The organism is Paenibacillus xylanexedens, from assembly GCF_007676705.1.
In the GTDB taxonomy this organism is placed as follows: domain Bacteria; phylum Bacillota; class Bacilli; order Paenibacillales; family Paenibacillaceae; genus Paenibacillus; species Paenibacillus xylanexedens_C.
The window spans coordinates 151515-177808 of record NZ_VEBF01000005.1; the positions used below are offsets into that span (position 1 = coordinate 151515).

At 44.0% G+C, this 26294-nt stretch carries 21 protein-coding genes; 2 read left to right on the plus strand and 19 right to left on the minus strand.

Annotation, left to right across the window (positions count from 1 at the left end; translation table 11 throughout):
- The first annotated feature begins 269 nt into the window (after positions 1-269).
- Positions 270-1214: an NAD(P)-dependent oxidoreductase gene (locus FS628_RS23515; RefSeq protein ID WP_145325398.1), complete on the plus strand. Its 945-nt coding sequence runs from the start codon at positions 270-272 to the stop codon at positions 1212-1214.
- A 149-nt stretch (positions 1215-1363) separates the two neighbouring features.
- Here the strand turns inward: FS628_RS23515 and FS628_RS23520 are convergent, their stop codons facing one another.
- From FS628_RS23520 to FS628_RS23565, 10 genes are all read right to left on the minus strand, one after another.
- Positions 1364-1768: a GNAT family N-acetyltransferase gene (locus tag FS628_RS23520; protein ID WP_145325399.1), complete on the minus strand. Its 405-nt coding sequence runs from the start codon at positions 1766-1768 to the stop codon at positions 1364-1366.
- A gap of 159 nt (positions 1769-1927) precedes the next feature.
- Complete coding sequence (locus tag FS628_RS23525; protein ID WP_145325400.1) at positions 1928-2413, minus strand: nitroreductase family protein; 486 nt, start codon at positions 2411-2413, stop codon at positions 1928-1930.
- 17 nt (positions 2414-2430) lie between these two features.
- Positions 2431-3006, minus strand: coding sequence for a nitroreductase family protein (locus tag FS628_RS23530; RefSeq protein WP_145325401.1), 576 nt, complete (start codon positions 3004-3006; stop codon positions 2431-2433).
- A gap of 5 nt (positions 3007-3011) precedes the next feature.
- Entirely contained in the window at positions 3012-3509 is a 498-nt protein-coding gene (locus FS628_RS23535) for a MarR family transcriptional regulator (RefSeq protein WP_145325402.1), read from the minus strand.
- A 279-nt stretch (positions 3510-3788) separates the two neighbouring features.
- Entirely contained in the window at positions 3789-4751 is a 963-nt protein-coding gene (locus tag FS628_RS23540) for an amidohydrolase family protein (protein WP_145325403.1), read from the minus strand.
- Between the two features lie 16 nt (positions 4752-4767).
- Complete coding sequence (locus tag FS628_RS23545; RefSeq protein ID WP_186327938.1) at positions 4768-6261, minus strand: ABC transporter substrate-binding protein; 1494 nt, start codon at positions 6259-6261, stop codon at positions 4768-4770.
- 56 nt (positions 6262-6317) lie between these two features.
- Entirely contained in the window at positions 6318-7199 is an 882-nt protein-coding gene (locus FS628_RS23550; protein WP_145325405.1) for a carbohydrate ABC transporter permease, read from the minus strand.
- Between the two features lie 17 nt (positions 7200-7216).
- Positions 7217-8149, minus strand: coding sequence for an ABC transporter permease (locus tag FS628_RS23555; protein WP_036615375.1), 933 nt, complete (start codon positions 8147-8149; stop codon positions 7217-7219).
- Positions 8150-8483: 334 nt separating this feature from the next.
- The gene (locus FS628_RS23560; protein ID WP_145325406.1) at positions 8484-9704 is read right to left on the minus strand and encodes an amidohydrolase family protein; all 1221 of its coding nucleotides are present in this window, start codon (positions 9702-9704) and stop codon (positions 8484-8486) included.
- A gap of 23 nt (positions 9705-9727) precedes the next feature.
- Positions 9728-10987: an amidohydrolase family protein gene (locus tag FS628_RS23565; protein WP_145325407.1), complete on the minus strand. Its 1260-nt coding sequence runs from the start codon at positions 10985-10987 to the stop codon at positions 9728-9730.
- A 112-nt stretch (positions 10988-11099) separates the two neighbouring features.
- Between FS628_RS23565 and FS628_RS23570 the strand changes: the two genes are divergently transcribed.
- The gene (locus FS628_RS23570) at positions 11100-12848 is read left to right on the plus strand and encodes a PucR family transcriptional regulator (protein ID WP_145325408.1); all 1749 of its coding nucleotides are present in this window, start codon (positions 11100-11102) and stop codon (positions 12846-12848) included.
- Between the two features lie 262 nt (positions 12849-13110).
- On the opposite strand, the gene FS628_RS23575 is transcribed toward FS628_RS23570, so the two are convergent.
- From FS628_RS23575 to FS628_RS23610, 9 genes are all read right to left on the minus strand, one after another.
- A complete protein-coding gene (locus FS628_RS23575) occupies positions 13111-13827 on the minus strand; it encodes a class I SAM-dependent methyltransferase (protein WP_145325409.1) in 717 nt (238 codons plus the stop codon).
- Between the two features lie 131 nt (positions 13828-13958).
- Positions 13959-14105: a hypothetical protein gene (locus FS628_RS31500; RefSeq protein ID WP_186327940.1), complete on the minus strand. Its 147-nt coding sequence runs from the start codon at positions 14103-14105 to the stop codon at positions 13959-13961.
- Positions 14106-14258: 153 nt separating this feature from the next.
- Positions 14259-15218 (minus strand): NAD(P)H-dependent flavin oxidoreductase, encoded by a 960-nt coding sequence (locus tag FS628_RS23580; RefSeq protein ID WP_145325410.1) that lies wholly within the window; start codon positions 15216-15218, stop codon positions 14259-14261.
- 39 nt (positions 15219-15257) lie between these two features.
- Positions 15258-16385 (minus strand): NtaA/DmoA family FMN-dependent monooxygenase, encoded by a 1128-nt coding sequence (locus FS628_RS23585; protein ID WP_145325411.1) that lies wholly within the window; start codon positions 16383-16385, stop codon positions 15258-15260.
- Between the two features lie 30 nt (positions 16386-16415).
- The gene (locus FS628_RS23590) at positions 16416-17447 is read right to left on the minus strand and encodes an LLM class flavin-dependent oxidoreductase (RefSeq protein WP_145325412.1); all 1032 of its coding nucleotides are present in this window, start codon (positions 17445-17447) and stop codon (positions 16416-16418) included.
- Between the two features lie 332 nt (positions 17448-17779).
- On the minus strand, positions 17780-18631 hold the full coding sequence (gene licT / locus FS628_RS23595) for a BglG family transcription antiterminator LicT (protein ID WP_145325413.1): 852 nt from the start codon (positions 18629-18631) through the stop codon (positions 17780-17782).
- 17 nt (positions 18632-18648) lie between these two features.
- Entirely contained in the window at positions 18649-20091 is a 1443-nt protein-coding gene (locus FS628_RS23600) for a glycoside hydrolase family 1 protein (RefSeq protein ID WP_145325414.1), read from the minus strand.
- Between the two features lie 59 nt (positions 20092-20150).
- Positions 20151-22109 (minus strand): beta-glucoside-specific PTS transporter subunit IIABC, encoded by a 1959-nt coding sequence (locus FS628_RS23605; protein ID WP_145325415.1) that lies wholly within the window; start codon positions 22107-22109, stop codon positions 20151-20153.
- Between the two features lie 344 nt (positions 22110-22453).
- Positions 22454-26197, minus strand: a complete 3744-nt coding sequence (locus FS628_RS23610) for a GH32 C-terminal domain-containing protein (protein WP_145325416.1) — start codon at positions 26195-26197, stop codon at positions 22454-22456.
- Positions 26198-26294 lie beyond the last annotated feature (97 nt).

The following is a 26294-nucleotide window of genomic DNA, read 5'->3' on the forward strand; positions in this document are numbered from 1 at the left end:
AAAAACTATATAGCTAGTATATTGTTTATCTAGATTCTTTTCCATACTTCCCTAATGTACTCTATTGTTCACAAGTTCAATATAAAATAAAGTTGATAAAATGAGAATACAGCCATAAAATAAAAGCGTCGCACGATAACGTAGCGTCTTTGAAACTTTGGAGCATTTGGTCCGATCCTTCATAGGCTAAATGCACCGATCAATGCCCTTTCAAGAGGTCCTACTGCTGATGAAGTGTATAAGTATAGGTTATGAAAGGTGGTTTAATAATGAAGATTCTCATCGTTGGCTATTTTAGCGAGACCTCAAAATCAAATATTGCAAGGTATTTTCCGCAAGACTGGAACGTTGTAGTGGTCCCGCCTGGAAAAGAAATGCTGCATCATATTGAAGATTGCCAGGTAATCATTCCTGAACATATTAAAGTGGATTACAACCTGCTTTCCATCGCAAAAAAATTAAAATTGGTACAGACGGGTGCAGGATTTGATAATGTAGATGTCCCTACCTGTACACAGCTCGGCATTTGGGTGGCCAATGCTGCAGGAGTGAATGCACAGGCAGTGGCCGAGCACGTAATGGCACTGATATTATCTTATTATAAAAACATACCTTTTCTTGATACTTTCATGAAAAACAAGATGGATGAAAATCAATTGGACTATACAGGGAGTGAATTAAAGGGCAAGACGATTGGGATTATCGGTTTGGGCGCTATTGGAAAAAAAGTAGCTGCGTTTTGCAGGGTTTTTGATATGAATGTGCTGGCTTATGCGAGAAATGCCTTTGTACAATCGGACGGTTTTGTAGAAATGACGGATTTCGATACTCTTGTAAGCACATCGGACATAATCAGTGTACATATACCCCTGAATCAGCAAACCAAGCAGCTGATCAACAAAGCGGCATTCAAGAAAATGAAGAAGTCCACTCTTTTTATCAATACAGCCCGCGGCGGGATTGTCAACGAAAGTGACTTGATTGATGCATTAAAAAACGGAGATATTTCAGGCGCATGCCTGGATGTGTTTGAATCTGAACCGCTTCCTATGGACAGTGAGCTCCGGAATATGGGTAATGTGATACTTACTCCCCATACAGCAGGAATGCCTGATGGTCGGAAATTTCATAAAAAAAGATATGATTTCTTTATAAAGAATATAAGACGTGTAGAAAATGGTGAAGAGCCTGAAAGCAAGCTCAATCAGTTATGATAGTATATAATATAGTTCTACTAAAACACATGTACCGCTTTTTAGCTGAACTGAAAATTAATTAAAGTTAAATTGAACAAAGGCATCCGATTACTTTGATCGGCTGCCTTCTGAGTTTCATTAAACTATAGTTTCCCGTTAAAGTTCAATCATATCAACTCTGAGATAAACATGGGTGTAGCTCCATCCTCTGTATTAAAGCCAAATTTACTATAGAAATCCACTGCATGAGGATAAGAAATTAATACTTTAGTTTTACACCCTTTATATCTATCAAGCATAATCTTCATCATTTCCTTACCTATACCCATACTCTGATAACTCGGATGAATAAGCATATAATGAAAATATACCGTTAAAACACCATCTGACAAAGCATTTATTAAACCGACAAGCTTATCTCCTTCCCAAGCGGTAACAATGGAATGAGACCCTCCGATTGCTTGTAAAAGCTCATTTGGATACTTCCCAGACTCCCATTCTACCGAAAGAAATAACTCTTGGAGTGCATCCTTAGTGATATCCTCTTTGCTTGAAGCGTAATAAATACTCACCCCTATACCTTCCTCTCACTTTCATCAAACTAACTGGGCTAACTGGGCACAACATCTGTTTGCAAATCCCACTATTAAAAATAGGTATAGAAAATGGATTAAATCAAGTGGGATTTGGATTTATTCACTTGTTGGAGTCTCATCCCATCGTCTCCACCCCTACAGCAGTTCAAAATGAAGTTGATTCTCAGGTAACTCAGTATTCCCTTTCCACTGATTTGCACCGTATCCCAATTCCAGAACCGCAGCAATGCGCTCGTTACTCAGTACACCAAACATTTCAGTACGGCTCGGGTCGTACATCCAATCATGTAAGGTACAGCGCACACCCAGACTTTGCTCATGAGCCAGCAAGCGGAAATTCTGAATTAGGCAGCAGACAGCTGCAAAGTCCTCTTCCCGCTTAAGATGATCCGCCTCTTCCTTCACCAAGACCAGAAGATACGCAGGGGCAGGCTCCTGTAATCCCTGCATGATGTCCCCATACCGGTTATCGGCAAAGATAAATCGCCACGGCTCTCGGAGTCCATCATTTGGCGCCCATACGGCATGATTGAGCAACTCAAGGATTAGATCCTGCGATACGGGTCGATCCAAAAACTCACTCGGACCGTCCATGTCTCCTTCCAGATCTGACAATTTCATTTTTAGATCCTCCTCTTCTATGTAGACTGTCCTCGCAATACGGTCCACTTCTGCTCGGCTGGCGTCCTTTTCCGACTTCTTGGCGCTTTGTCGTAATATCCTATATGAAGAATACCAACAAATCTTTCATCCTGACGTAAGCCAATTCCATTGAAGAACCCTTCATGCTGAATCATGGACTCTGTATCCCACAACATTCCTAACCCTCGTTCCCAGCCCAGCAGTTGGAAGCTCTGCATCACCCCGCAGGCAGCCGCATAATTGCGGTCATTGGTCAGACGATTCGGTCCTACAGTCGACATAACAATGACGTGGGCAGGAATATCGGTAATTCTTTTTTTAAAAACATCCAGAAGTTTCCCTGGAATCAGCTTGCCGAGCTTGCTCTGCGACATCTGTTCCAACATGCAGTCCACCAACCGTTTGCGTGCTTCTGGAGTTCCGGCATATACCACACGCCACGAGCCAGCCTCAACCAATGGTTGAAGCTGAATAGCCTTACGCAGTAATTCAACAACTAACTCCTGATCCACCGGCGTAGAGTTACATTTACGAATACTCCTGCGCTCCCTGATCAATTCCGCCAGACTCAAATGCTTCACTCTCCTTCGTTCAATCTGGATTCCATATTTATACTGCTGTCTTGAAGAAATTGATGGATTACTTTTAGCTCCGTTTCCGAATATTTGTCGAGAGTATGATAGAAGCGCTCAGTCTCATGTATATGCAGACGTTCATGCAGTTCAAAGATTTTTTTGCCTTGCGGTGACAACCGGAAATAGCTTTCCTTCTTGTTGTCATTCATTTTCGTACGTTTGACGAATCCTTCCTCCAGCAGTTTGTTGCCAATTTTGGTGATACTTGCTTTGGACAAATTCATCGCCTCGGCAATACCCGTGTTGTTAATAGGCTCATGCTTCCCTATGCAATCTATCATATGAACCGCGGTCAGATGCTGAGGGATTTTCTCGATACTTTCTCGCTGGGCGATACTTAGGAAATGCTCGATTTCTGTATCCTTGTGGTTCTCATACACATGTAAAAAACGGATAAATTGGTCATAAAGTAACTGTTTGGTTCGATCTTTTGAGATCATCCTGTGATCGCTCCTTATTTACTTGTAAACAAAAATATCATTTAAATAATAGAGTTTTTTTAAATAATTTCTTATATTTTGTTTACTAGTGAACAATATAACATGAATGATAATGATTATCAACTATATTCTCTGACATTACAATATCGCTCTACAATCCCGGTCAGAGACCTGCCTTGAACGGAATATCTTTTAACCTACTCGTTAGTTAAACAAAAACAGCCGATCACTTTGATCAGCTGCTTTCTTAATATTATTGAGTTATCGTTTCCTGTCACTTTAACTTAACTTTTTCTCTATATCAAAAAGCTTAGAAATGCGGGGAAATAGACGAAAGGCATTGCCATAAGCGATCGCCTTCGCGTTTTCTTCGCTGATCTGTTGTGCTTCATGGAATACCGACTCCCGCTGTATACGAAGGACGCTGTCCGCTGGCCAAGGTATGTCCGCTCCGAACAGAATCCGATCAGGCGCAATCAACTTTTGGATTGTGCCGAGGTTCAACGTGGAATCATAGTAAAGGTGGTCCAGTTTGGCTATTTCGGCTTGAAATTGTTCCGGTGTTGTTTCAACCTGAATCGAATCTTGCCCGATGGCGGCAAGCGCAATTCTCCATTTGATATACGGAACCATGCCCCCTGTATGGGGAAGAATGAACGTAATGGATGGATATTGGTCGAAAATGCGATGAACAGCCATCGTAGTGACGGCCCGCGTCGTATCGAAGGTGCCCTCAAGTAGTGCAGGACTAAGCCCAGCGATTTTTTGCGGTATGAGGATGGGATGCAGAAACACAACAGCACTGCGCCGATCCAATTCGGTTAACAATTCGGTGTAATCCGGATGACTTAAATATTTCCCCTGATAACTTGTTAGCATTGCAACACCATCCATCCCGAGAACATCAAGTGCATACAAGGTTTCTTCCATGGCTGCTGCGGGATCCGGGAGTGGAAGCGTTGCAAAAGCACCATACCGCTCAGGATGAAGTTGAGCATACGATGCGAGCTCTTCATTCATTTTACGTGCCAACGCGTTGGCAGAAGATTGGTCGATGAACGTCAGGTCTGACGGGGCTGAAAGAAATGAGAACGAGATGTCACATACATCCATTTTTTGCATCCCGATCTCGGGCGTCCACTTTGGCATAAAACTTGGAATCTCCATTCCCAGCTCCCGCTGCTTTCGTTGCATTTCTTTAGAGATGATATGGTGGTGAACATCAATGACAGGATTAAACATGCGTGATCAGCTCCTTCTATTTAGTTTCAAGCCATTGGTTTAACTGGTTTTGCTTTTCCGTCAATATTTTCTCTACGCCTGCATTCTTTAGTTTGTCGAGATAAGCACCCAGTTCTGACGGGTCAAAAGTTCCTGTCTGAAAGCCTGCATCATACTGGTTTTGGACGTTGGCCACCGCGGTAATTTGTGTTTTGACCGGATTGATGTCGAAGCTGAAGCCCATTGCCCTTGATTTTACGGCACTCTCGTTTTCGCCCCTCAATTGCTTCCACATATCAGGATCATTCCCTTCCCATATATAGGACATGAAATTGTTCCCCACGGCATATTGGTTTGAATCGTATCCTGTCGCAGTAACACCTTCCGGCTTGCCGATCAGGCCATTATCCCGCTTAACATAATGCTTGCCCTCAATTCCATTGGTAAACAGATTAATGACTGCTTCGTCCGAGTAAAAAAGTTCCAATACTTGAATCGCCTTATCCGGCTGCTCACTGTTCCTTGCCAAAGACATCATGTTGGAAGCTACGCTATTTCGCGTCATGTACGAGTCCTCAAGGGGTACGCACACAAGTTCAGTCCCAGCCGCAAGCGATTCCGAGTAACACTCATTGATATTCCGGATATACGAGAAGGCTTTGCCTGCCTTGATCAGATTAGCCCCCGTTTCCTGCGACGTTGCGACGTCTTTGCTGAAATAACCTTTTTGGTACCAATCACGCATCAGGTCAGCCATTGTGGAGAACCGCGAAGTCGCAAAAAGATTCTGCACGGTGAAGTCCTCCCCGCTAAAATCCAGCACGCCAGGTGCTGTTCCCAATGGATCAAAATTCAGCATGGCTTGTCCAGGTGTTTCCTGCGAGGTATAGCTGACAATCGGCGTGACACCCGGCTCATTGTCCTTGATACGCTGCAATACAGCAGAGATATCATTCCAGGTTTTTATCGCGCTAAGGTCAATATCATGCTTATCGGCAAGCTCTTTGTCCATCACAAAACTGGGTGAAAGTGCCCAAGCTTTAATGCTGGGAACGCCATATGTTTCGCCATTCATCTTCCCGGCTTCTGCGGCTTCCTCCGGAACAGCCTCCAGTATCTTTTTACCAAATTCATTCAACGATTCGTCCATGGGCAGTAACTGCCCCCTGCCGATTTGGGATTCAAGGCCGAACCAAACGCTGGTATACACCAGATCCAGTTTCTCGCTGCCCGCCAGCATCAAGTTCATTTGATTGGCATAGTTCGATCCATTAACAGGCAAGAGCTTCACGGTGGCGCCTACCTTTTCCGCTGTAATATCACTGATGGCTTCCTGAATTTCCTTAACATCTGTTACATCCCCAAAAGCCGGATACGTCATGACCACTTCATACATGTCTGTTGCTGAAGCTTTCCCAGGTTCTGCTCCCTCCTTACTGTCTGGATTTCCGCATGCCGTCAACAATAGAGGGGCCGCACAAATTAAGGACATTACCTTTATGAAACCCGCAGGCAATCTTTTTCTGAACATCTTCATTCACTCCCCATGTTTGCTTTTGGATGAGACATCTTGGATACGAAGCATAACTAACCTTTTACGGCACCAATGGTCAATCCCTTGACGAAGAACTTCTGGAAAAACGGATACGCTGCGATCAGCGGCAACACGCCGATTACGGCAATAGCCATTCTCACACTGCCGAGAGGTACGGATGAGACAACCGCTGTCTGACCAGACAAACTGTTTTGCTGCAAGTACTGGACATCAGACAACATTCGATTAAGCAGGTTTTGAATGCTGTAGAGGCTTCCGTCATTGATGAAGATCAGACCGTTAAACCAATCGTTCCAATACGAAATCATGAGCATCAGACCAATGGTTGCCAGGCTTGGGAGAGCAAGCGGGAGAACGATTTTGCAATAAATAACCCATTCGTTGGCTCCATCCACATAGGCTGACTCCACGACTTCGCCGGGAATTGACGTGGAAAAGAAACTGCGCATCAACAAAATGTAGAACCCGTTGGTCAGTAAATTCGGGATGATTAGCGACCAAATGGTATCTTTCAAATGGAAGAGGTCCGTATAAACCAGGTACATCGGCACCAGCCCCCCATTGAAAAGCAGGGTGAAAAATACGAAGAATGACAGGAACGAACGAAATGGAAGCACATTTCTGGATAGCGGATAAGCGACCAAGGTTGTGATCAGCAACCCAACGATCGTGCCCACGACCGTGATGAACGCCGTAATTCCATACGACCGCAGAATCAACGAATACTGATTAAACAAATACACATAAGCATCAAAGCTGAATTGAGCCGGAAACAAACGATAACCATCCCTGATAATGGCTTGTTCCTCGGTTAGGGAAGCGGAGATCAGAAGTATAAACGGAAACACTGCAGCGATCCCCATCATGATGAGCACGAGGTGAACAGCCATTTGATATATCCTATTTGAATACATGTTGTCCTCCCCCTTAGCTAAAACAGCGCCAAATCCCGGTTTTTGCGACGAACGATCGCATTGGTGGTCAATACTAACAGAAAACCGACAATGGACTGATACAGTCCGGCAGCGGATGACATTCCGAAATCCCCGAAAGTCATCAATCCACGATAAACGTATGTGTCAATGACATCGGTAGTCGTTTGAAGTGCACCCGAATTCAGCGGGACCTGATAGAACAGTCCGAAATCGGAATTGAAGATGCGTCCCACTGCAAGAAGCACCATAATGACCATCGTGGGTTTAAGCAGAGGAAGGGTAATGCTCCAGACTTGCCTCCACTTGGAAGCTCCGTCCAGCGTAGCGGATTCATAATATTCTTGGCTGATGCCTACGATTGAGGCCAGATAAACAATGCATGTATAACCGACGTTTTTCCACAGATATACGACACTTAATATAAAGGGCCATTTACCGGAATCCGCATACCACGACACGGGGTCAATCCCCAGTAAAGGAAGCACGTAATGGTTGACGAAGCCGTTTTCCTCGTTGAGCAATGCCAGAACCAAGTAAGCGACAATGACCATCGAGATCAGATAGGGCAGCAAAATGATGCTTTGGTACAGTCGGGAGGCAAATCGCTTTTTTACCTCGTTCAACAATACGGCCACAGCTATGGAGAGCACTGTTCCAAGCACGATAAATGCGCCGTTGTAGAGTAACGTGTTTCGGGTAATCACCCAAGCATCCTGTGTTTGGAACAGATAGGCGAAATTATCGAAGCCTACCCAGTCACTTCCCCAGATTCCTTTTGCAAAATTGATATCTTTGAACGCAATCACAATGCCGAACATTGGCAAGTAATTGTTGATGAACAGATAGACGATGCCTGGCAAAATCATGACCAATAGCAGCCCATGCTTTCTGATGTTTTGGATGCGGTTTGCATGGAAACCTCGACGCATGTCTCTCTCCCCCTGTTCGTAACAATGATGTTTGGTTTGTTTAACTCCTCCAATATCCCTCCTATTCTATGAATGTCAGTTTATGTGACTCAAAAATGTTCTTATATGAATAATACGATGTAAGTAAGCCTCAGTCATTGGTGTGATTCACTAAAAAAAAATGATTTCATTTGGATTATTACACCAAAAGAAAAGCCTGTCTAAATTTTAGTGTCATGTATTATCACATTTATTGCATTAAGCGACGTTTTATAAGCCATGTGATCAGCCTTTTCATGCCAAAAAGCAACGCACCTGAAAAAGGATGCGCCGCTTTATGTGTAATTAAAGATTGTTACGAATAGGTGGCTGCCATTTGTCTGCTGTTTGGAAACATTCGACCACCAACAAGCACACCACCCGAAAATACAGCTTCCCGTGGAGGTGCCGCCGCCAACGCATGCATCGCATTTATGGCATTTACCAACGAGAAAGTGCCTCGTTCACCCACTTTTGGAGTTAATGGTGCATTGGAAATAAGCTTGTACGTTTCTAGCAACCAGAAGTCTTCTACCCAACCGGATGCTTCAGCGAGACGTGACCCACGGGAGAGCATATCGCCATTTCCGAATGGGCTCCACGAATCCAAAATGTTATCGGAACCGATATGCACGGACACGCCCGTTTCCATCAACAGTTTGATGGGGGGCATGGGCCTGTCAATGGGCACGCTCGTCATGATGGCTACGCCGGTCGCACACAACCTTTCCGCGAGTGAGCGCACCTCTGTTTCCCCAACCTGGCCCAAACAGTAAGCATGGCTTACCGCGTTACGGCCGGACATACCGGCTTGTTCTGTCAGTTCGGCGAAGCGGTTGATCGTGTATATTCCGAGATGACTCGGGTCATGAAGATGCAAGTCGATGCCCGCAGAGAATTCTGCTGCAAGTTCAAACATGGCTTCCAGACTGGCATCCACCCGGCGGTCCAGTCCGGCCGGATCCACACCACCAACATAGTTAGCTCCAGCACGAAGCGCTTGCCGCATGACGGAAACGGAGTCAGATCGAAGCAGGCCTTGCTGGGGAAACGCCACAATTTCCATATCGATGCGTCCTTGGTACATCTCACGCACTTCCAAGACCTCCTCAAGATGAGAGAGGCCAATTTGCGGATCCACGTCAACGTGTGTGCGGATTGCCGTTGTACCTTGGGCTAGCATTAAATCCAACATTCGTTTCGCACGTTCTCCCGCCCCGGTCGGTAGTTCTCCCAACATGCTTTTCTCAAATTCCAACTGTCCGGGCAGCGTGACAAACGGCTGCAAAGACTTCCACGGCTCACCAATAAAATGCTTGTCCAGATGGGTATGCATATCTGCCATTGGCGGTACATAGTGCAGCCCATCCGCGTCAATGACGGTTGTCGCCCTATCGGCAATATTTACAGATGTGAGATCCGCATCAGTTCCGGCAGTCTCAATGCTGACAATAAGTCCTGTTGCTTGATCAATCGTTAGATCGAACAGGTTTTCCGACCATTTGACATTTTTTACGAGTGTTAACCCTTTCTCCATAACTCCATCCCCTTACTTCATAATTAGATTGTTTCGATCCCATCCGACAACCACGGTAATTCCAAAAGTTTTGAGTCGGTACAAGCTACCTGTAATCCCGATTTCCAGACCGTACGGGCCTCCGGTTTATTAAGCAGCACTTCTCTTTCCGACCGCTCTCGGAACAATACCATATCAGCCGGAGCGCCGACCTTAACACCATAATTTCCAATGCCTAACGCCTGTGCCGCGTTATGTGTCAGCATGTTGGTCAAGATGAGCGCATCCCGTTTGCTGCCCATGTACGAAGTAATCGCCAATAGCCAGGCAGCCTCAATCGGGTCTGCCTTGCCAAACGGCGTGAATGGGTTGCGCACATTATTGACGCCAATCGCCACATTCACTCCACAATCCTGCAGCAGTTTCACAGGAGTCAGACCTCTATGATAACCTTCGGAGCCTTCCCTTCCATTCAAAAAGAGGTCAGTCATCGGCAGCGTAATGACGCTGATTCCGGCAAGACACAGAAGCTCCCCGATAGCCGAAGCTTCGTGTTCAGGGAGGGAACCGAGCGAGGTTACATGTCCGGCGGCTACATGCCCCTGCATTCCTGCAGCAATGGTCCTTCTTGCAATTTCCACAACGGCACGGTCGTTGGAATCGACCGAGAAATCCGCGTGAAAATCCAGCGGTTTTCCGTACTTCCCTGCCAGACCAAATGCAAAATCCAAGTGCTCCCCCAGGTCTGCATCCTGATAAGTGATTCCTCCAATCACATCGGCTCCCATGCGAATGGCCTCTTCCATCAGCTCAGCAGTCCCCGGACTCTTTAACACCCCTTCTTGCGGAAAGGCAACTACCTGTAAATCCAGTTGATGTTTTAAGGATTGTTTGAGACGAAGAGCAGATTCGACAGCTCTGAGTCCAAGAACCGGATCGACCTCTGCATGGCAACGCATATGGGTTACACCATTCCTGACGGCTTCCCGAATGACAACCAGCGAGCGACGATACATGTCCTCCCTCGTGAACGAACTTTTCAGTTTGGATGTTATCTGAATCGCGTCCTGGAGAGACTCCGCCTCCCGATCCATGGAATCCAGCAAATATGCTTTTTCCAAATGAATATGCGGCTCGACGAATCCGGGCAGCAATAAGCCCCCTTTGCCCTGCACTACACGAGACGCTTCGGTTTTCCTTTCCCCGCATGGCGTGACAAAAGCAATCTTGCCTGAGGATATCCCGACATCCATTCGCCTTTCATCCCCGGAAAACACCGTATCCGTGATAAGTAGATCAATCATTACATCCTCCGTTCATGTACGCTTTTATTACACACAAGAAACACTTTAAGCATAATTCACTCCTTATGAGAAATCATTGGATGAAAAGGATAAAAATAATTAGCAATCTTGGATGATCAAACCAAAGATATTTACTCCACATGATCGTAGTGTTATATTACTTAACAATAAAATAACTTGTTCCAGAAAGGGATGGGTCGATGTGCTGCTGACAGATTTGCTGAAAAACGGAATTTACGATGATGCCAGAGTGATTACGGGGCATAAGGGTCTAGTACGTGAGGTTCAAACGGTCAACATTATGGACTGTCCGGATATCATACGGTTTCTAAGGCCAAACGAGCTCTTGCTGACCAACGGCTTTTTCATGAAGCAGCAGCCAGAGATGTTTATTCATCTAATCAGGGATATGCAGCGGCTTCATTGCTCGGGGTTGGCCATCAAAACCAAGCGCTTTGAACTGCCGATCCCTGATGAAATACTTTGGGAAGCGGACCAGAACGAATTTCCCATCATCGAAATTTCCGATGTCCGTCTATCCCTCGGCGAAATTTTGCAGCGATCGACCAGTGTGATTCTGAACAACAAGAGCGACGAACTGCAATATGCACTCAGCATCCACAAAAAATTCTCCGAGATGATCATGCGCGGCAAAGGAATTTCCAGCATTATCGATTCCCTGTCCAAACTGTTCTCCTCCCCAGTCATCCTGTTAAACTACAAATGGCAAACTATCTCTGCTTCCAACCAGAATACAAGTGTTGCTGAACTCACTGCAGCCGCTGTAAATACACTTCAAGACTTGTCCGATATTTCTAGTCCCACTTCGTTGTGCTTCATCAACACATCAGTCCGAGAGCGTTGCTGCATGCTGGTATATCCAGTAAAAACTTACCGCCACGAAGGCTATTTGTTATCCTTTCATTCGCCGGATCAATGGACGGGCCTTTTCGGTCTGACGCTTGAGCAGGCCTCCAACGTTATTGGAATGGAGCTGACCAAATCACAGGCTGTCAAAGAGCGCTCCCGCAGACACAAAAACGAGTTCTTTTCCGATCTGATTGAGGGATATATCACTTCTGAGCAGGAGGCGCTGAACCGCGGCAAGAGATGTGGGCTTATTAAGGGGCGTGCATGCGTCGTGCTGACCATGCGTAATGACGAGGTGCATCACATGCATCAAAGATTTCCTAATTACGAGGGTTCGTCGTCTCCGAAAGGAGATAATATCACGGAGCAAGAAGAGCAATACGAGCACATCAAACGTCTTTTTGGTGGGTTAGATCATTCCTTCGTCATGTTTACCAAACATGATACCTACTGCCTTCTGCTATCTATCCCTGAGTCGGGGTGGGATGAGGCAAAAATCACCGAGCAGCTGTCAGGAATGCTTAAAGAGCTGCATCATGAGACTGGACTGAGTCTGTCTATCGGCATTGGCAAACCTGCAACAAATGTACTCGGCGTTCGTCATTCTTATACAGAAGCGGTCAATGCATTGCAATTCGGCTACTGGCTAAAACGCAAGCAATTCGTCCAATCTTACCAAGCCAAGGACATCGGATATTTATTCCACATGCTTCCCCACAACGAACTGAAACAATTTTACGACGCGACCTTAAACGGATTGCTGCACATTGCAGACGAACATGAAAAAAAAGAGTTGCTGCGCACCTTGAACGCTTTTTACGATACACAATGCCAGCTTGTCGAAACATCCAAGCAACTTTTCGTTCATCGAAATACGGTGGTGTATCGACTGGAAAAGTGTGAGAAACTCCTGGGTGTGAAACTCAAAGATCCAGCTGAAAGCTTACGAATCCGCATAGCGATAGCCATCGAACCTCTACTGCTTCAATAAGACTAAGTGGGATATCGTCTTGTAAGGCTCCACTCCCACATTCTGATGAATGGACAGGCTACGTAAACAAGTAGTAGGCATCATTACGAAACCAATCTGGTAAGTAAAAAACGAGCTTCCTTTTTTAAGAACGTTTAAAAGCTGATCAGACATACTGATTTGCCGTAGGATAAATAATACTAGTTAGGAGCAAGTTTCTTGTCCTTGGTGTGGGACAAGATTAAAACAAAAAAAGCCGCATTTCTGTTCTATTTCAATGACTCTATTTTACACAATGATAAATAAACGATCCATTTTCGGAATTTGCATATTTAAACTCCCAATCGCCATATGTTTCAATTATCGAAAAACCTATTTGTTTCAGCGACTCATCAAATTCCTCTTGATTTCGGAACCTTAGCTGCATTTTTTCATGAACTAGGACTTTGTCTGTTTTAGTATTTTTTACAGTTTCATAGAATGTATAAATATCTCCCTCAAACCCTTCATATTCTGTATAGATTTCTAGAGGATCTCCACTTTGCTTATCTTTAGCTAAGTCAGGAGTCGTGTCCTTCTCCCACTCTTTCCATACTTTTACCAAAGGGTTTCTTGTATCAAAAATAAAGTGACCGCCCATTTTTAGGGAACGAAATACGTCAGCAATTACTTGCTTCCAACTATCATCTGTAAGAAATACCTGTGCAACATTGGCTGTCATAACTACTGCATCATAGCTATTGGTTTGTAAATCCGAACTATCACCTACAATCCATTTCACATTGCCTGAATCATCTTTAATTCTCGCCACTTCAATCGCTTCTTCATTGGGATCTATAGCTGTAATATTATAACCTTGCTGAACAAGATGAATAGTCCATCTTCCTGTTCCACAGCCTAGGTCAGCTATAAATTCGACTTTTAATCTCTTTAGTAATGCAAGAAAAAATTCATCGTCTTTTCCCCAATGGTTAATCTGGTCGTATACTAATGGAATCATAAATAATGTCTCCCCACGTTCTTATAATAAAAAAACCTCAGCTGGGTTAACCGAGCTGAGGTTAATAATTAACTATTTTGGTGTTTTTCTTTATTTGATTCTGTTGAATACTAGAGTCGCACCTAGCTTCTTCATTTAATAACTTCAACCTTTTTATCCCCTGCTGACTTCGCTACCTCTAACGTTGTGTTACCTTGGATAGCGACTATCACGCCAGTAGCCAGCATAGAAACGATTAAAGCTGCGCTGAGGGCTGTGGAAATTTTCTTCTTCACCATAACCATACCTCCGATATCGTTTACTTAGACTCACTGATAAATTGAAATATTTAACTTTTTTGATGGGTAATCCACCTAGTGATTGTATTATAACGTACTGACAATGATTGTAAAAGGTTTTTTCCTTATGCCGCTGTGTTAGCGACTTGGCAATTAATTAAAATCTTGCATTAAGTCATCAATGACTGCTTTTACAGTTCTAATCTCTTTAATTGGTGTAATTCCTGTGCCGACAGTAATATAGCCATCGTCTGTATTGCCTTCTAGCATTCCGATACGCATTCCAATTGATCCACGCATCAATTTTGCTGTTTCTTCACGACTGGCACCTTGTTTATCCATTTCGACTAGTTTATTCGCCAATTTAGTAGGTAAAGAACGATAGTATGCTGGTAAAGTACGGAACATTAGTAAATCTTCTGCTGTAGCATCTACAATCATTTGTTTTACTTTTTCTGCTGCTGGATTTTCTTTTGTTGGAATAAAGACACTGCCAGCAAACACACCTTCAGCGCCTAAAGCAAATGCGGCACGAACTCCTCTAACGTCTCCAATACCACCAGCTGCCATTACAGGAATATTTATAGCATCTACAATCATTGGAACAATCGAAAATGTTCCAATAACTCGTTCTGGAACCGTACCACCTTCATCAAATCCAGTCGCTACATAAACATCTATTCCAAATTTTTCTGCAGCTTTTGCATTTTCAATAGTAGGCGTAAGGGGTCTATAAACAATTTTAATATTGTTTTCTTTTAATGGTTTAAAGATTCTTTCATCCAGTGTATCATTCACCAGAACAACAGGAACTTTCTCGTCAATAACTGTTTCTATAAGTGGCCATGTGTAAGCTAAATCACGATTCACGATCACTGGAATTCCAAATGGCTTATTCGTTAAAGATTTTGTTTTTTGTATTTCAGTTCTCATTCTATCCGCACTTATTTCGGGTGAGCGAGTTATATCAACCTGACCGGCATTTGGACCTAGAAATCCTAATCCACCCGCATTGCTTATTGCTGCAACAAATTTGGCATTAGTAACCCAAGACATTGGTCCTTGTATAATTGGCTTTTTAATATCTAATATTTCACATACTCTGTTAATCATTTTATCTGTTCTCCTCTTGTTAAACGAATTTCTATATTGTTACTTCGTGTATTTATTTTCTGGGTAAGGTAGACCTAAATTTCCCCGAAGTGTGTCGTCCTCATATTCCTTACGGAATATGCCTCTATCTTGCAAGATAGGAACAACCAATTGGATAAAGTCCTTAAATCCTGCAGGATGATCTTGTCTAATCAGCAAGATATCCATGACGCCTTCTCGATACCAATGTTCGATTTGTTCGGCAACCTGCTCTGCCGATCCTATCAACCTAGGTTTCGGCATTCGATAACCTTTAGGCATCCATGATTCAATTTCCCTTAGCTTTTCCATAGCTTCTTTTTCCGTTCTACCAACGATTGGGTTGTGAGAAGGCATCATCAACAGGTCATACGGTGAACGCCCTTGATTTTGAACTTTACGTTTAAGTTCATCAGTGAATGCCTTGAGATATTCCAAATCATGTCCAGGTGCCATGATGACTTCGGCATGCTGTGCAGCAATATCCATGAACTCCGGTGAAGTGCCCGCTTGAAAGACCACTGGTCTTCCTTGCCTTGATCGACTGATATTTAAGGGTCCCTCCACGGAAAAGTAATTCCCGGTATAATCTAGCGGATGCATTTTACGCGGGTCATAAAATACCCCACGTTCCTTATCACGTATAAAGGCATCATCTTCATACGAGTCCCAAAGTCCTTCAACAATCTCCAAGAACTCTTTTTTCATGGGATAAAGATCTGCTTTCTTCAGATGGGACCGACTGTAATTGGCTAATCCTCCAGGATTGGAGGTTATTGCATTCCACCCTGCTCTGCCCTTGCTAATCTTATCGAGGGAAGCAATTTGCCTAGCAACGGTAAAGGGATCAGCATATGAAGTCGCTATCGTTGCGGTTAAACCAATGGAATGAGTTACCATACTCAATGCAGATAAAATGGATACACCCTCAAACATGCTTAGATAGTGCGGGATCATGCCAGGTCCGATATGACTTACGTCTGCCAAAAAGATGAGATCGAACTTTCCCTGTTCAAGTTGTATGGCTTTCTGTACGTAATACTCAATATTTTCACTGGCATCTGCTGGAATATGAGGGTGTCTCCACCCCGTGTAATTCCACCCCACACCATCAATAATTCCTCCTAGTTTAAGCTTTCTTTCTTCCATAATTGAATGATCTCCCTTTCACGAGTTCAGTTACTTTCCTTGTAGAACACCTAATTCCTTAGCCAATAATTTATGCCCTTTCTTCCGACTCTCTTGATTTGGATAGAAGTCAGCAATCATGATTTCATCCACTAAACTTGCTTTCGCAATTTGTCTAAGCTGCTCCGCAACCTGTCCAACACTTCCAATCACAAAGCGATCCTTGTTACGTTCCCTAGCCAGTTCTTCATGAGGTGTGTATCTGTGATTTTTAGCTTCTTCCGGTGTAGGGAAAGTAAGATTTATTGTCCCTGTACTCATCTGTGCCCACATTAATTCCGCTGGTCCTGCGATATATTTAGCCTCTTCTGCCGTCTCAGCTGTAATAACGATCGTCGCTAACATACTTTGGGGCTCAGCTAAATAAGATGAAGGTTTAAAATTAGAACGGTAGGCTTTTAACATAGGAATAGCCCGTTGGGGTGCCAAATGAGCTGCAAATACAAATCCTAATCCTTTTTCCAAAGCAAATTGTAACCCACCCTCGCTAGATCCCAGCATAAACATATCTGGAACCATTGAACGATCTCCGGGAGGATGGATGTGACTAAACGGGTGGTTTTCTTTAAAGTTACGGGCAAAGAAGGAAAGCAGAGTATCTAGTTGCTCTGGAAAATCATTAACCTCCATTAATGCCTGGGATCTTAATAATGCCCACATAGTTCTGCCATCCGTACCAGATGCTCGGCCAATCCCGAGGTCAACACGCCCTGGATACAATCCTTCGAGAAGCGTAAAGTTCTCCATTACTTTCAAAGGACTATGATTAGGTAGCATAACGCCTCCTGAACCTACTCGAATTGTTCTAGTGTGAGCTGCTGCATGTAAGCTAAGCAAGTCTGGTGAAGTACTCATCGAGGTTGTTGTGTTATGATGCTCTGTAAACCAATATCTGTTGAACCCCCACTGTTCTGCTAGTTGAACCATTTCCGTCATATTCTGAAGACTTTCCGTAGCCGTTGTTCCGTTATAGATATGAACAAATTCCAAAATCGAAAGCCTTAGCTCATTTGCTGTACTCACATTAATTACTCCTTGCCATCTTAAGTTTATTAGTTAGCTTGCTAAATAAATTTGAATGGTTTTGTTTTGGTTGTTGAGCCAATCTTAAGTGTAATCGTTTCGTTTGCAAAGAGGGCAATTTATATGAACATAGTACATCTTTTTGTACCTATAGATTAGGAGTGATTTGAATGAGGGTTTGCAACGAAGGATTTGAGCAAGAGTTCATGGACGAAAGACCCAATTCATCGTGATTAGTTTCAATCAAAAAAGCCGCTAAAATAGCGACTTCAATCGGGATATGTTTTTGTCCCTCGACATTTATTCACACTTTTCTATCGTACCCTCCTGTTTTATAATCGTCCATCATTCTCTTGTTCTTCCTGCACAATTCGAGCAATGTGAATGATTAAATATAATAATTCTTCGTTTGATATCGTGATCTCCAACATATTTTGCACGTAGGTTTTAATCATCTCCGCGCATTTGTATTCAAGAGGATGCTCCTTCACCATGTGTTGGAATATAAAATCTTTTGACGAATTGCCTAAGCGCCCTTCTTGTAAACGTTGGATAAAAAATTGCAGATGCGTAACTAGTCTCACATAATGGATGGAGTTTTTGTTCAATTGCATATCAAAGCTGTATTGAATGAGATTAAAGATATCTTTTAACATCTTAACGGATTGCATCGTGCGTTCCATATTCTGCTCGTGTGTCTGGGCATTCACGAAATGAAAAGCGATATTTCCTGCTTCCTCTTCCGGAAGTTCAATATTAAGCTCTTGATTCAACATAAGGACTGCTTCAAGGCCAAGTTCGAATTCGAGGGGATGAAACCTCTTGATCTCCCACAACATGCGATTTTGTAATGATATCCCCTTTTTCCATCGTTCAATGGCAAACGACAGGTGATCCATAAGCGTAAAGAAGATTTGATCGTCAAGAGACAGCTTTTCTTTCGCATTGGAAATGAGTTTGTTTATGACATTCACATGTGATTCGGGCATGTTTTCGATGGTTCGAACGTAAGCCTGAGCAGATGGATTATTTTGCAAAATGAATCGTTTCTGGATGTGTTCTTCATCAAGTCGCTCGCCGATTTTACCTTTGAATGCCAAACCTTTGCCCATGACAATCACTTCTTGTCCTTGTTCATCCTTGGTCAGAAGTAAGCTGTTATTCAATATTTTGATTACTTTCATGCCTTCATCACGATCCTTTATTCTTTCGTGACCGCCTGATCCGAATTACCGATACATCTGCCGTTCTGCCTTATGACCTGCTGATACCACGAGAAGCTTTTCTTTTTCAAGCGCTTCAAGTCTTTCAGATCCTGTTCACCACGGTTTACATAGATTAGGCCGTAGCGTTTCCCATAACCCTGATGAGTGCTTACCACGTCAATAACGGACCAAGGGCAATAACCAATCACATCCACCCCATCCGTCAGAGCCAGTCTGATCTGCTCCAGGTGTTTCTCAATAAAATCAATCCGGTACGTATCATTAATCGTATGATCTGCTTCCAGTACATCCGGAGCCCCTATGCCATTTTCCGTAATTATAATTGGGAGACCATAACGTTCAGATACCTTACGCAATGTTAACCTTAGACCAACCGGGTCTATAACCCAGCCATATTTCGTTTTTTCTGTATAAGGATTCTCCGCTGCTCGGTAGACTCCTTGCTCACCAAGCATAATTTGTTGATCACCCGCACGAGCTGTAACATCCGATGCATCGCCAGTACTGGCGGCAATGGTTGCCGTCGAATAATAATTGATAGCCACCAGATCGGGACGGCCTGCCTTGATGTCCTCCAAGTCGCCCTGTTCAATAACCGGCTCGATGCCACGTTCCTGCAAATAACTCCAGAATAATGGATTATACCGTCCCCACACCGATAAGTCGAGAAACCCCCATCCGCGAATCGTCTCCCAGTTATGTGCAGCGATTGCATCTGCTGGTCTGGAGGTTGCCTGATACATGGAAGTCATGTTTAATGCAGGACCGATCTTGCCTTGCGGGAACATGTCATGAAATAACTGCATCGTTCTGCCTTGAGCCACAAACATGTGATGATTTTGCTGATACAGTTCCTTACTGGAAGGCAAACGTCCGCCCTTCGGTGTACCAATGGCGCCCGGATGAAGAATCATCGTATTTTGCTCATTAATGGTCAACCAATACTTCACTTTATGCCCGTAATGCGTAAACAAGATACGCCCATAGTCGACAAAGGCATTGATCGTTTCTCTGTTGTTCCATCCTCCGGTTTTCTCAAGTTCGTAGGGTAAGTCAAAATGATACATGGTCACAATCGGTTCAATGTCATGGAGCAGCAGTTCGTCAATCAATTGGTGATAAAACTGGAGTCCTTTCTCATTAATCGCGCCTACGCCTGAAGGCAAGATTCGAGTCCATGCAATCGAAAAACGATACGCTTTGAGGCCCAGCTCTGCAAAAAGCTTCACGTCTTCTCTGAATCGGTGATAGTGGTCGCTGGCAACTGTGAAATCGGCGGTTCCATCCGGATGGTCACACATATCAATTACGGACAGACCTTTGCCATCTTCATTCCAGGCTCCCTCCACCTGATAAGCAGAGGTAGAACCTCCCCACAGAAAATCATTGGGGAATGGTTTGATGTGTTGATATAACATCTCAAGCACTCCTTCATATTAATGCTATTTAGAATAATGACAGATCCGTGTTCCGGTTGTTACGAAAGTTGGATAATGGTTGTTCCAACCTTCACAGAACTCTGCTTCTCCAGCTTAATGTCTGGGAAACGATCCGAATTGGCAATAATGATCGGGGTTATGACTTCGTAACCCTCTGCCTTGATGGCATCGATATCGAAACTGATCAACAAGTCCCCTCGTTGTACCCGATCCCCCACTTTAATGGAAGAGTCGAAATGCCTCCCCTTCAGGTTAACGGTATCAACTCCAATATGAATCAATACTTCTTCTCCATCATTACCATTTAATTTGACCGCATGTTTGGAGTCCATGAAAGCCGTAACTTCACCTGCAATAGGTGCATACAGTTCTCCTTTTGCAGGAATAATTGCAGCTCCCTTACCCAGTAATCCCAAAGAGAAAACATCGTCGGGTACACGGTCCAGATGGACCAATTCACCTTGCATCGGGCTTGCGATCGTAAGTGGGCGTAATTCATTTTGGCTTGTTACATTCGCATTGGTTGTTGCAACAGACTGCGTGCTTGGGGTGTTGTCTTTAACAATCTGCTCAGAAAGCGTCTTGTCATCGTTAACGTTGGTATTGCGTTCTTCCTCATCGTCTACTGGATCATCGAAACCAATGATCCATGTCAGAGCAAAGGTAACAACAAAGGCGATTATACAAGTCACAATAGCATGAACGATGTTCATCGGATTGCTGCCAATGAAAGCCGGTAATGCAGCAAGCCCGGGAGAGACGAAGGCATAACGTACTAATCCCGTCAGACCAGCGTATATCCCCGCTACGCCACCACCGATCATTGCGGCAATCAAAGGCTTCTTCAGTTTCAGCGTTACACCGTACAAGGATGGTTCTGTGATGCCCAGCACAGCGGTGAAACCGGATGAAGCAGCGAGCTGTTTAAGTTTTTTGTTTTTTGTTTTTAAGGCTACAGCAAGCGTAGCCCCACCTTGAGCAATATTGGACGCGAGCATCCCCGGACCGTTGATCATTTCATAACCACTTTTGGTCAGTTGGCTAGTTGCAATCGGCGTCATGGCCCATGCAGTGCCTGTCACAATCAGGAACGGTTGCAAAGTTCCCATTAACAACGGAATCAGCCAACTGGCTCTAGCATTAATCGCTTCTGCACCCATTGCAACCAGATCATTCAGGTACGTTCCGAAAGGCCCGATTGCCACCAATGCAAGTGGTGCTGTAATCAATAGCACAAGCATTGGTTTTGTGAAGAACTTGATCATGGAAGGTGATACCCGATCTGCGAAACGTTCAATATAGGACATGAGCCAGACGACGATGATAATCGGCAGTACGGAGCCTGCATAGTCGGTTAATCGAACTGGAACACCAATGAAAAACACGTCTTTTCCTTCCGCCATAAGGGCGCTCCAACCGGGGTGTAATAACACACCGGCAACCGTCATCGCCAGAATTGGGCTTGTCTCAAATTTAATGGAAGCTCCGTAAGCCAGCAGAATGGGCATGAAATAAAACGCCGCATCCGCAATGGTGTTAAGGATATAATAGTTTTGGCTTTCCGTCGTTACGAGACCTGTCAGTACAAGTACAGCTAATATCGCTTTGATCATACCCGCGCCAATGATTGCCGGTATTACCGGAGTAAATGTCGTCGAGATCACGCTGATGAATCTGGAAATCCAGCTCTGTTTTTGTTTGGGTCCGTTATTCTTTCTAGAATCCGATGTGGAGTCCCCATTTCCAGTTGCTGAACCCATCTGCTTAGTGATAACGCGATAGACTTGCTGCACCTCATTACCCACGACAACCTGGTATTGTCCACCGTTGTTCACAACGGTAATCACACCTGGAAGTGCTTTGATTTTTTCTGTCTCCGCTTTGGAGATGTCGTGCAATTCGAACCGAAGTCGGGTTGCACAGTGTGTAAGCCGAGCGATATTATCCTTCTTTCCAACCAATTCCGTAATCTCTTGTCCCAACTTACGATAATCCATACCTTTTCCCCATTTCTGAATTTGGATATAAAAAAGACCAAAACGATATGCCTTCTCCTACTCACATAAGGAAAATGCAAAATCATTTTGGTCATGCCTGCTTTACCAGTAACAGCCAAACACTGCTAATATTCAATTCATTATTGATGTAAACGTTTACTGGACCCATAATATCACACAATAAGTCAGTTAGCAATCACTTTATTCGTCATTTTTCTACATTTAGACTTAAAAATTTCATTAAATCATCACGCAGCTGCATAATCTCATGGGGTATATTTTGATTATTTCGCTAATATCCATTTTTGTCGATCAAGAGATGGATTCAGTTCACTCAGGAAGAGTTAGGTCCCATCTTCCGATACTTCTAATGCTTTTTGATGATGAGCTGAAGTAATATGAACTGATCCGTCTTCGTTCTGGTGAAGGATCCAACGCTGGTTGTTGTATCCTAAGTAATGATACAGCTGAAGTTTCTTTTGCCCTATATCCAGATCAAGCGTCTGACCGGCTGTAGTACGAATCGAATACGAACCTGCTTCGTCGCCTGTCGGAACAAGTACCCACTTTTGGGTGGAAGCTGCACTTGAATCCTGCAAGGTAACGGGCTCCCCATTGACAAGGTTAAGTGTATAAATGGATTTCTGTGTTGCGGCATTTATAAGGCTGGACTTGGTGATGTTTGCAGGTTCACCGTTGCTCACATTGACGTTCTGATAAGATGCGGAGCCGCCAAATACATTGAGTCCAAAGTGGCCTTCTGCAAAAGTACCATCCATGATATCTATGACTTTTTGACTATCCACATAAACTACAATATGCGGACCGTTCGCTTCTATTTTCACCTTATACGTTTGACCTGGCTGAATGAAAGTTGGTACTTTCGCAAGAACCTGCCGTTCTTCAAATCCTCCGTTGATTTTATAGAACAGACGGATTGCCTTCATGTTAGGGTCTAGATTCAGATAGTAACCACTGCGACCATCCTCGCTAGCCCTGAACAAAATAGAACCTGCCCCTCCTGTTTCACCGAGCATCATGTCTGCTTCATACGTAAAATTCCCAGCCTTCTCTTTGGCAATATAATTCGCATCGCTAAAATATTTACCCCGAATACCATTTTCACTAACTAACCATGAAGCAGCAGACAGATCTTTAGTCCAACCACTCAGGTTTGTCCGGAACTCGCCATCGGTTACTTTAACGAGCACACTAGTGGAAGTTTTGCCATTCGGAGTAGATACGGTGATCGTGCCCTCCCCTTCTTTTTTCGCCTTAATTACTGCGTGTGATTTGTCTACCATGTCTATGGCTATTACTTCTTTATTACTGGACTCCCACTTAAGCGGTTGAACGCCTAAACCTGGTCCATATTCGACCATCGCCTGCAGTGTATCCGACTCCCCTACCCCCAGTTCCCGAACCCTCGTATCCATCTTTATTTGAGCTTTCGAAGGAATGTCCTCATTCCAGACAGATTGAAGTTGATGCACTTTCAGGGAAACAACATTCACATTCCCGCCTTTCACGTAAAAACTCATCGCTCTACTAGCAGGATCCGGAAATATAACATCCGAAAAGACGGCTTTGCCGTCGTTACCAAAGGCTTCAACGGAAGACTCATCCACAAGAATACGCATCTTGATCCGTTTATTTTCCATTTGCATAGGTGCTTCATGTTTCTTACTGAAGAGGTTAGAAAAATCCGTTTCACCGGATGCAGTTCGCTCCACAAACATACGACTATCGCTTGCCTTATAACCCACGACCGTCTTCTGATTTGCACCCTCACGAATGTTAAAGCCAAACTCGGTCACTGTGCTGGCTTCAGGAATTTCAATTTCAGCTTCAATTTCGTAAGCACCTGAAATAATACCTTTTAGCAGATTCCCGGAAGAAGGACTCACCGATTTGTTAGAAGCAGAGTACAAAGGTTTACGCAGGGATTCCAATTCTTTAATTGGACTTTGCACCATCCGAATTCCATCTTCAGCCGTTACCAATGATACTTCTCTCGGAATGGTTAGTTCACCTTTCCAATTCGATGTTGGGAAAGCGAACGGATAATCCCAATTCGTCATCCATGCCATCATCACTGTGCGATGATCAGGCATGTTAGCGAAAGACATCGAAGCGTAAAATTCTTTACCAAAATCTGTTCTTAGCACCTTACCCGCCGGATTATCGTTCACGAATTTACCATCAGCTGTTAAATCACCGATGAAATACTCGGCATCTGATCCGCCTGTTTTTGGATTCGCTCCTGTACTGATCATCATAACCCACTTCTTCTGTGACGTTCCGTCTACCGGAAGCTGGAACAAATCAGGGCATTCCCATACTCCTCCGCGGACGTAAACCCCGTATCCCCAATTATCTGTCAATGTCCAGTCAAGTAAATTCGTTGAAGTATAGAAACGAATATGATCTCCTCCGGAAACAACCATAACCCATCGATTATTCTCATCATCATGGATCACTTTCGGATCGCGGAAATCCCAATTTCCAGCGTCTTCTCCGGTCTTTCCTGGGTTCTCGATCACGATCGGGCGCTCCTTCGAATATTCCCAAGTACGACCTTGGTCTTTGCTGTAAGCCAGACCTATACGCTGGTTCCCATTCGGGCTATCCGGATTAAAGGAAGTGTAGTATGCAATAAGGCCCTTGCCTCCTGAATCTCCGAATAGACCAGATGCATTCGTCATATCCGCAACAGCCGATCCAGACCAGACATGTCCGTGATCATTCCACGGAAGTGCAATCGGAAGCCGTTTCCAGTTCAACATATCTTTACTTACAGCATGCGCCCATGTTCCTCCATCCTGATGGAAGAGATGATATTCTCCTTCGAAGTATACAAGTCCATTCGGATCACTAGCTGAACCACGAATTGGCGTGTAGTGATACTGTGGACGATATATCTCATTATAATATTGGCTCAGTTCCGTCACATAAGTATCCTGGAAGTAAGCCGTCCCCTGTTTGACGATGATTCCGATATTTCCATTCGTGTAAGTTGAATCTTTCACGTCAATCGCGGCCGGAGTGTATCCATCCAGGAAGACCTGAATTCGATCTCCCTTTGCCTTGATTTCCACATGATGATTGGCTCCGATCTGACTCGAATAAGTACGTAGGGAACTCGCAATTGTTGTTCCATTTGTATTCGTCAAACTTACACGGACCTGATCTCCTTCCTTCGTAAGAGTAGCTTCATATCCTTCAGATCCATCGGTGGAAGAACGAAATGCAAGAGCTGCAATAGAATTAGGAAGAAGGATAATATTCCCTTCATACACCATATCAGCTGCCTGTTTAGTATAGATTTGTTGTGCTTTGTTCTCATGCGCTATCGTCCCTCTTTTGCCGCTAATATCAGGCTGCCAGCTTCCCTTACTTGCAACTACCGTACCCAGATTACCATTCAGATCGCTCACCATGATGTTCGAAAACAAGGCGGATCCATCCCATACATGGAGTCCAAGTTTCCCACTTTGATACGAGTTGTCGTGAACATCAATCAATGGTTTATATTGATTACCCCAATATACTTTTAGAGAGGAACCCACTGTCTTCACTTTGAGATGATAGATCTGACCCATTTCTACAGAAACTTTACGCTCCTCCTTTAATTTCCCATCTCCATTCCTTGCATCTCTTAACCGAATCAGACCTGCGTCCGGAATGATTTGGAGCATGTACGAGCTAAAGCCATCCTCATTAGAACGAAACAACAATGTTGCGTCTGCCTTCGTATCCCTGATCATGACATCGGCTTCATAGATAAAATCATCGGACACCGTCTCTGAGATGGCCATTACATTTTCTTTAGGTTGTGAAGTCAGTAAGATCCCTTCTGAAGTCTCCTTTAATACCCCTTTTCCCTTCACTTGCCAGCCTGTAACATTAGCGTTGGATTTGGTTGCGCTTTCAAAAATATCAAGCTCCTCCTTTGCCTGTTTATTTGTTTCCTGATCAGCGAGCACAGTACTAGCCGCAGCTGATGTAGATGTGAAAATACCGTTTGAAGTCATAGCTAGTCCCATTGCCATCAGAAGACATATTGCGAATTTAGATTTATCTTTCATAGCTTACCCTCTTTTCTAATGAGTTGGTGAAGCAACTAAGGACAAAATCATAGGTAGGAGTGCGAAAGAAGCCCACGTAGGAACTTCCTTCACGTTA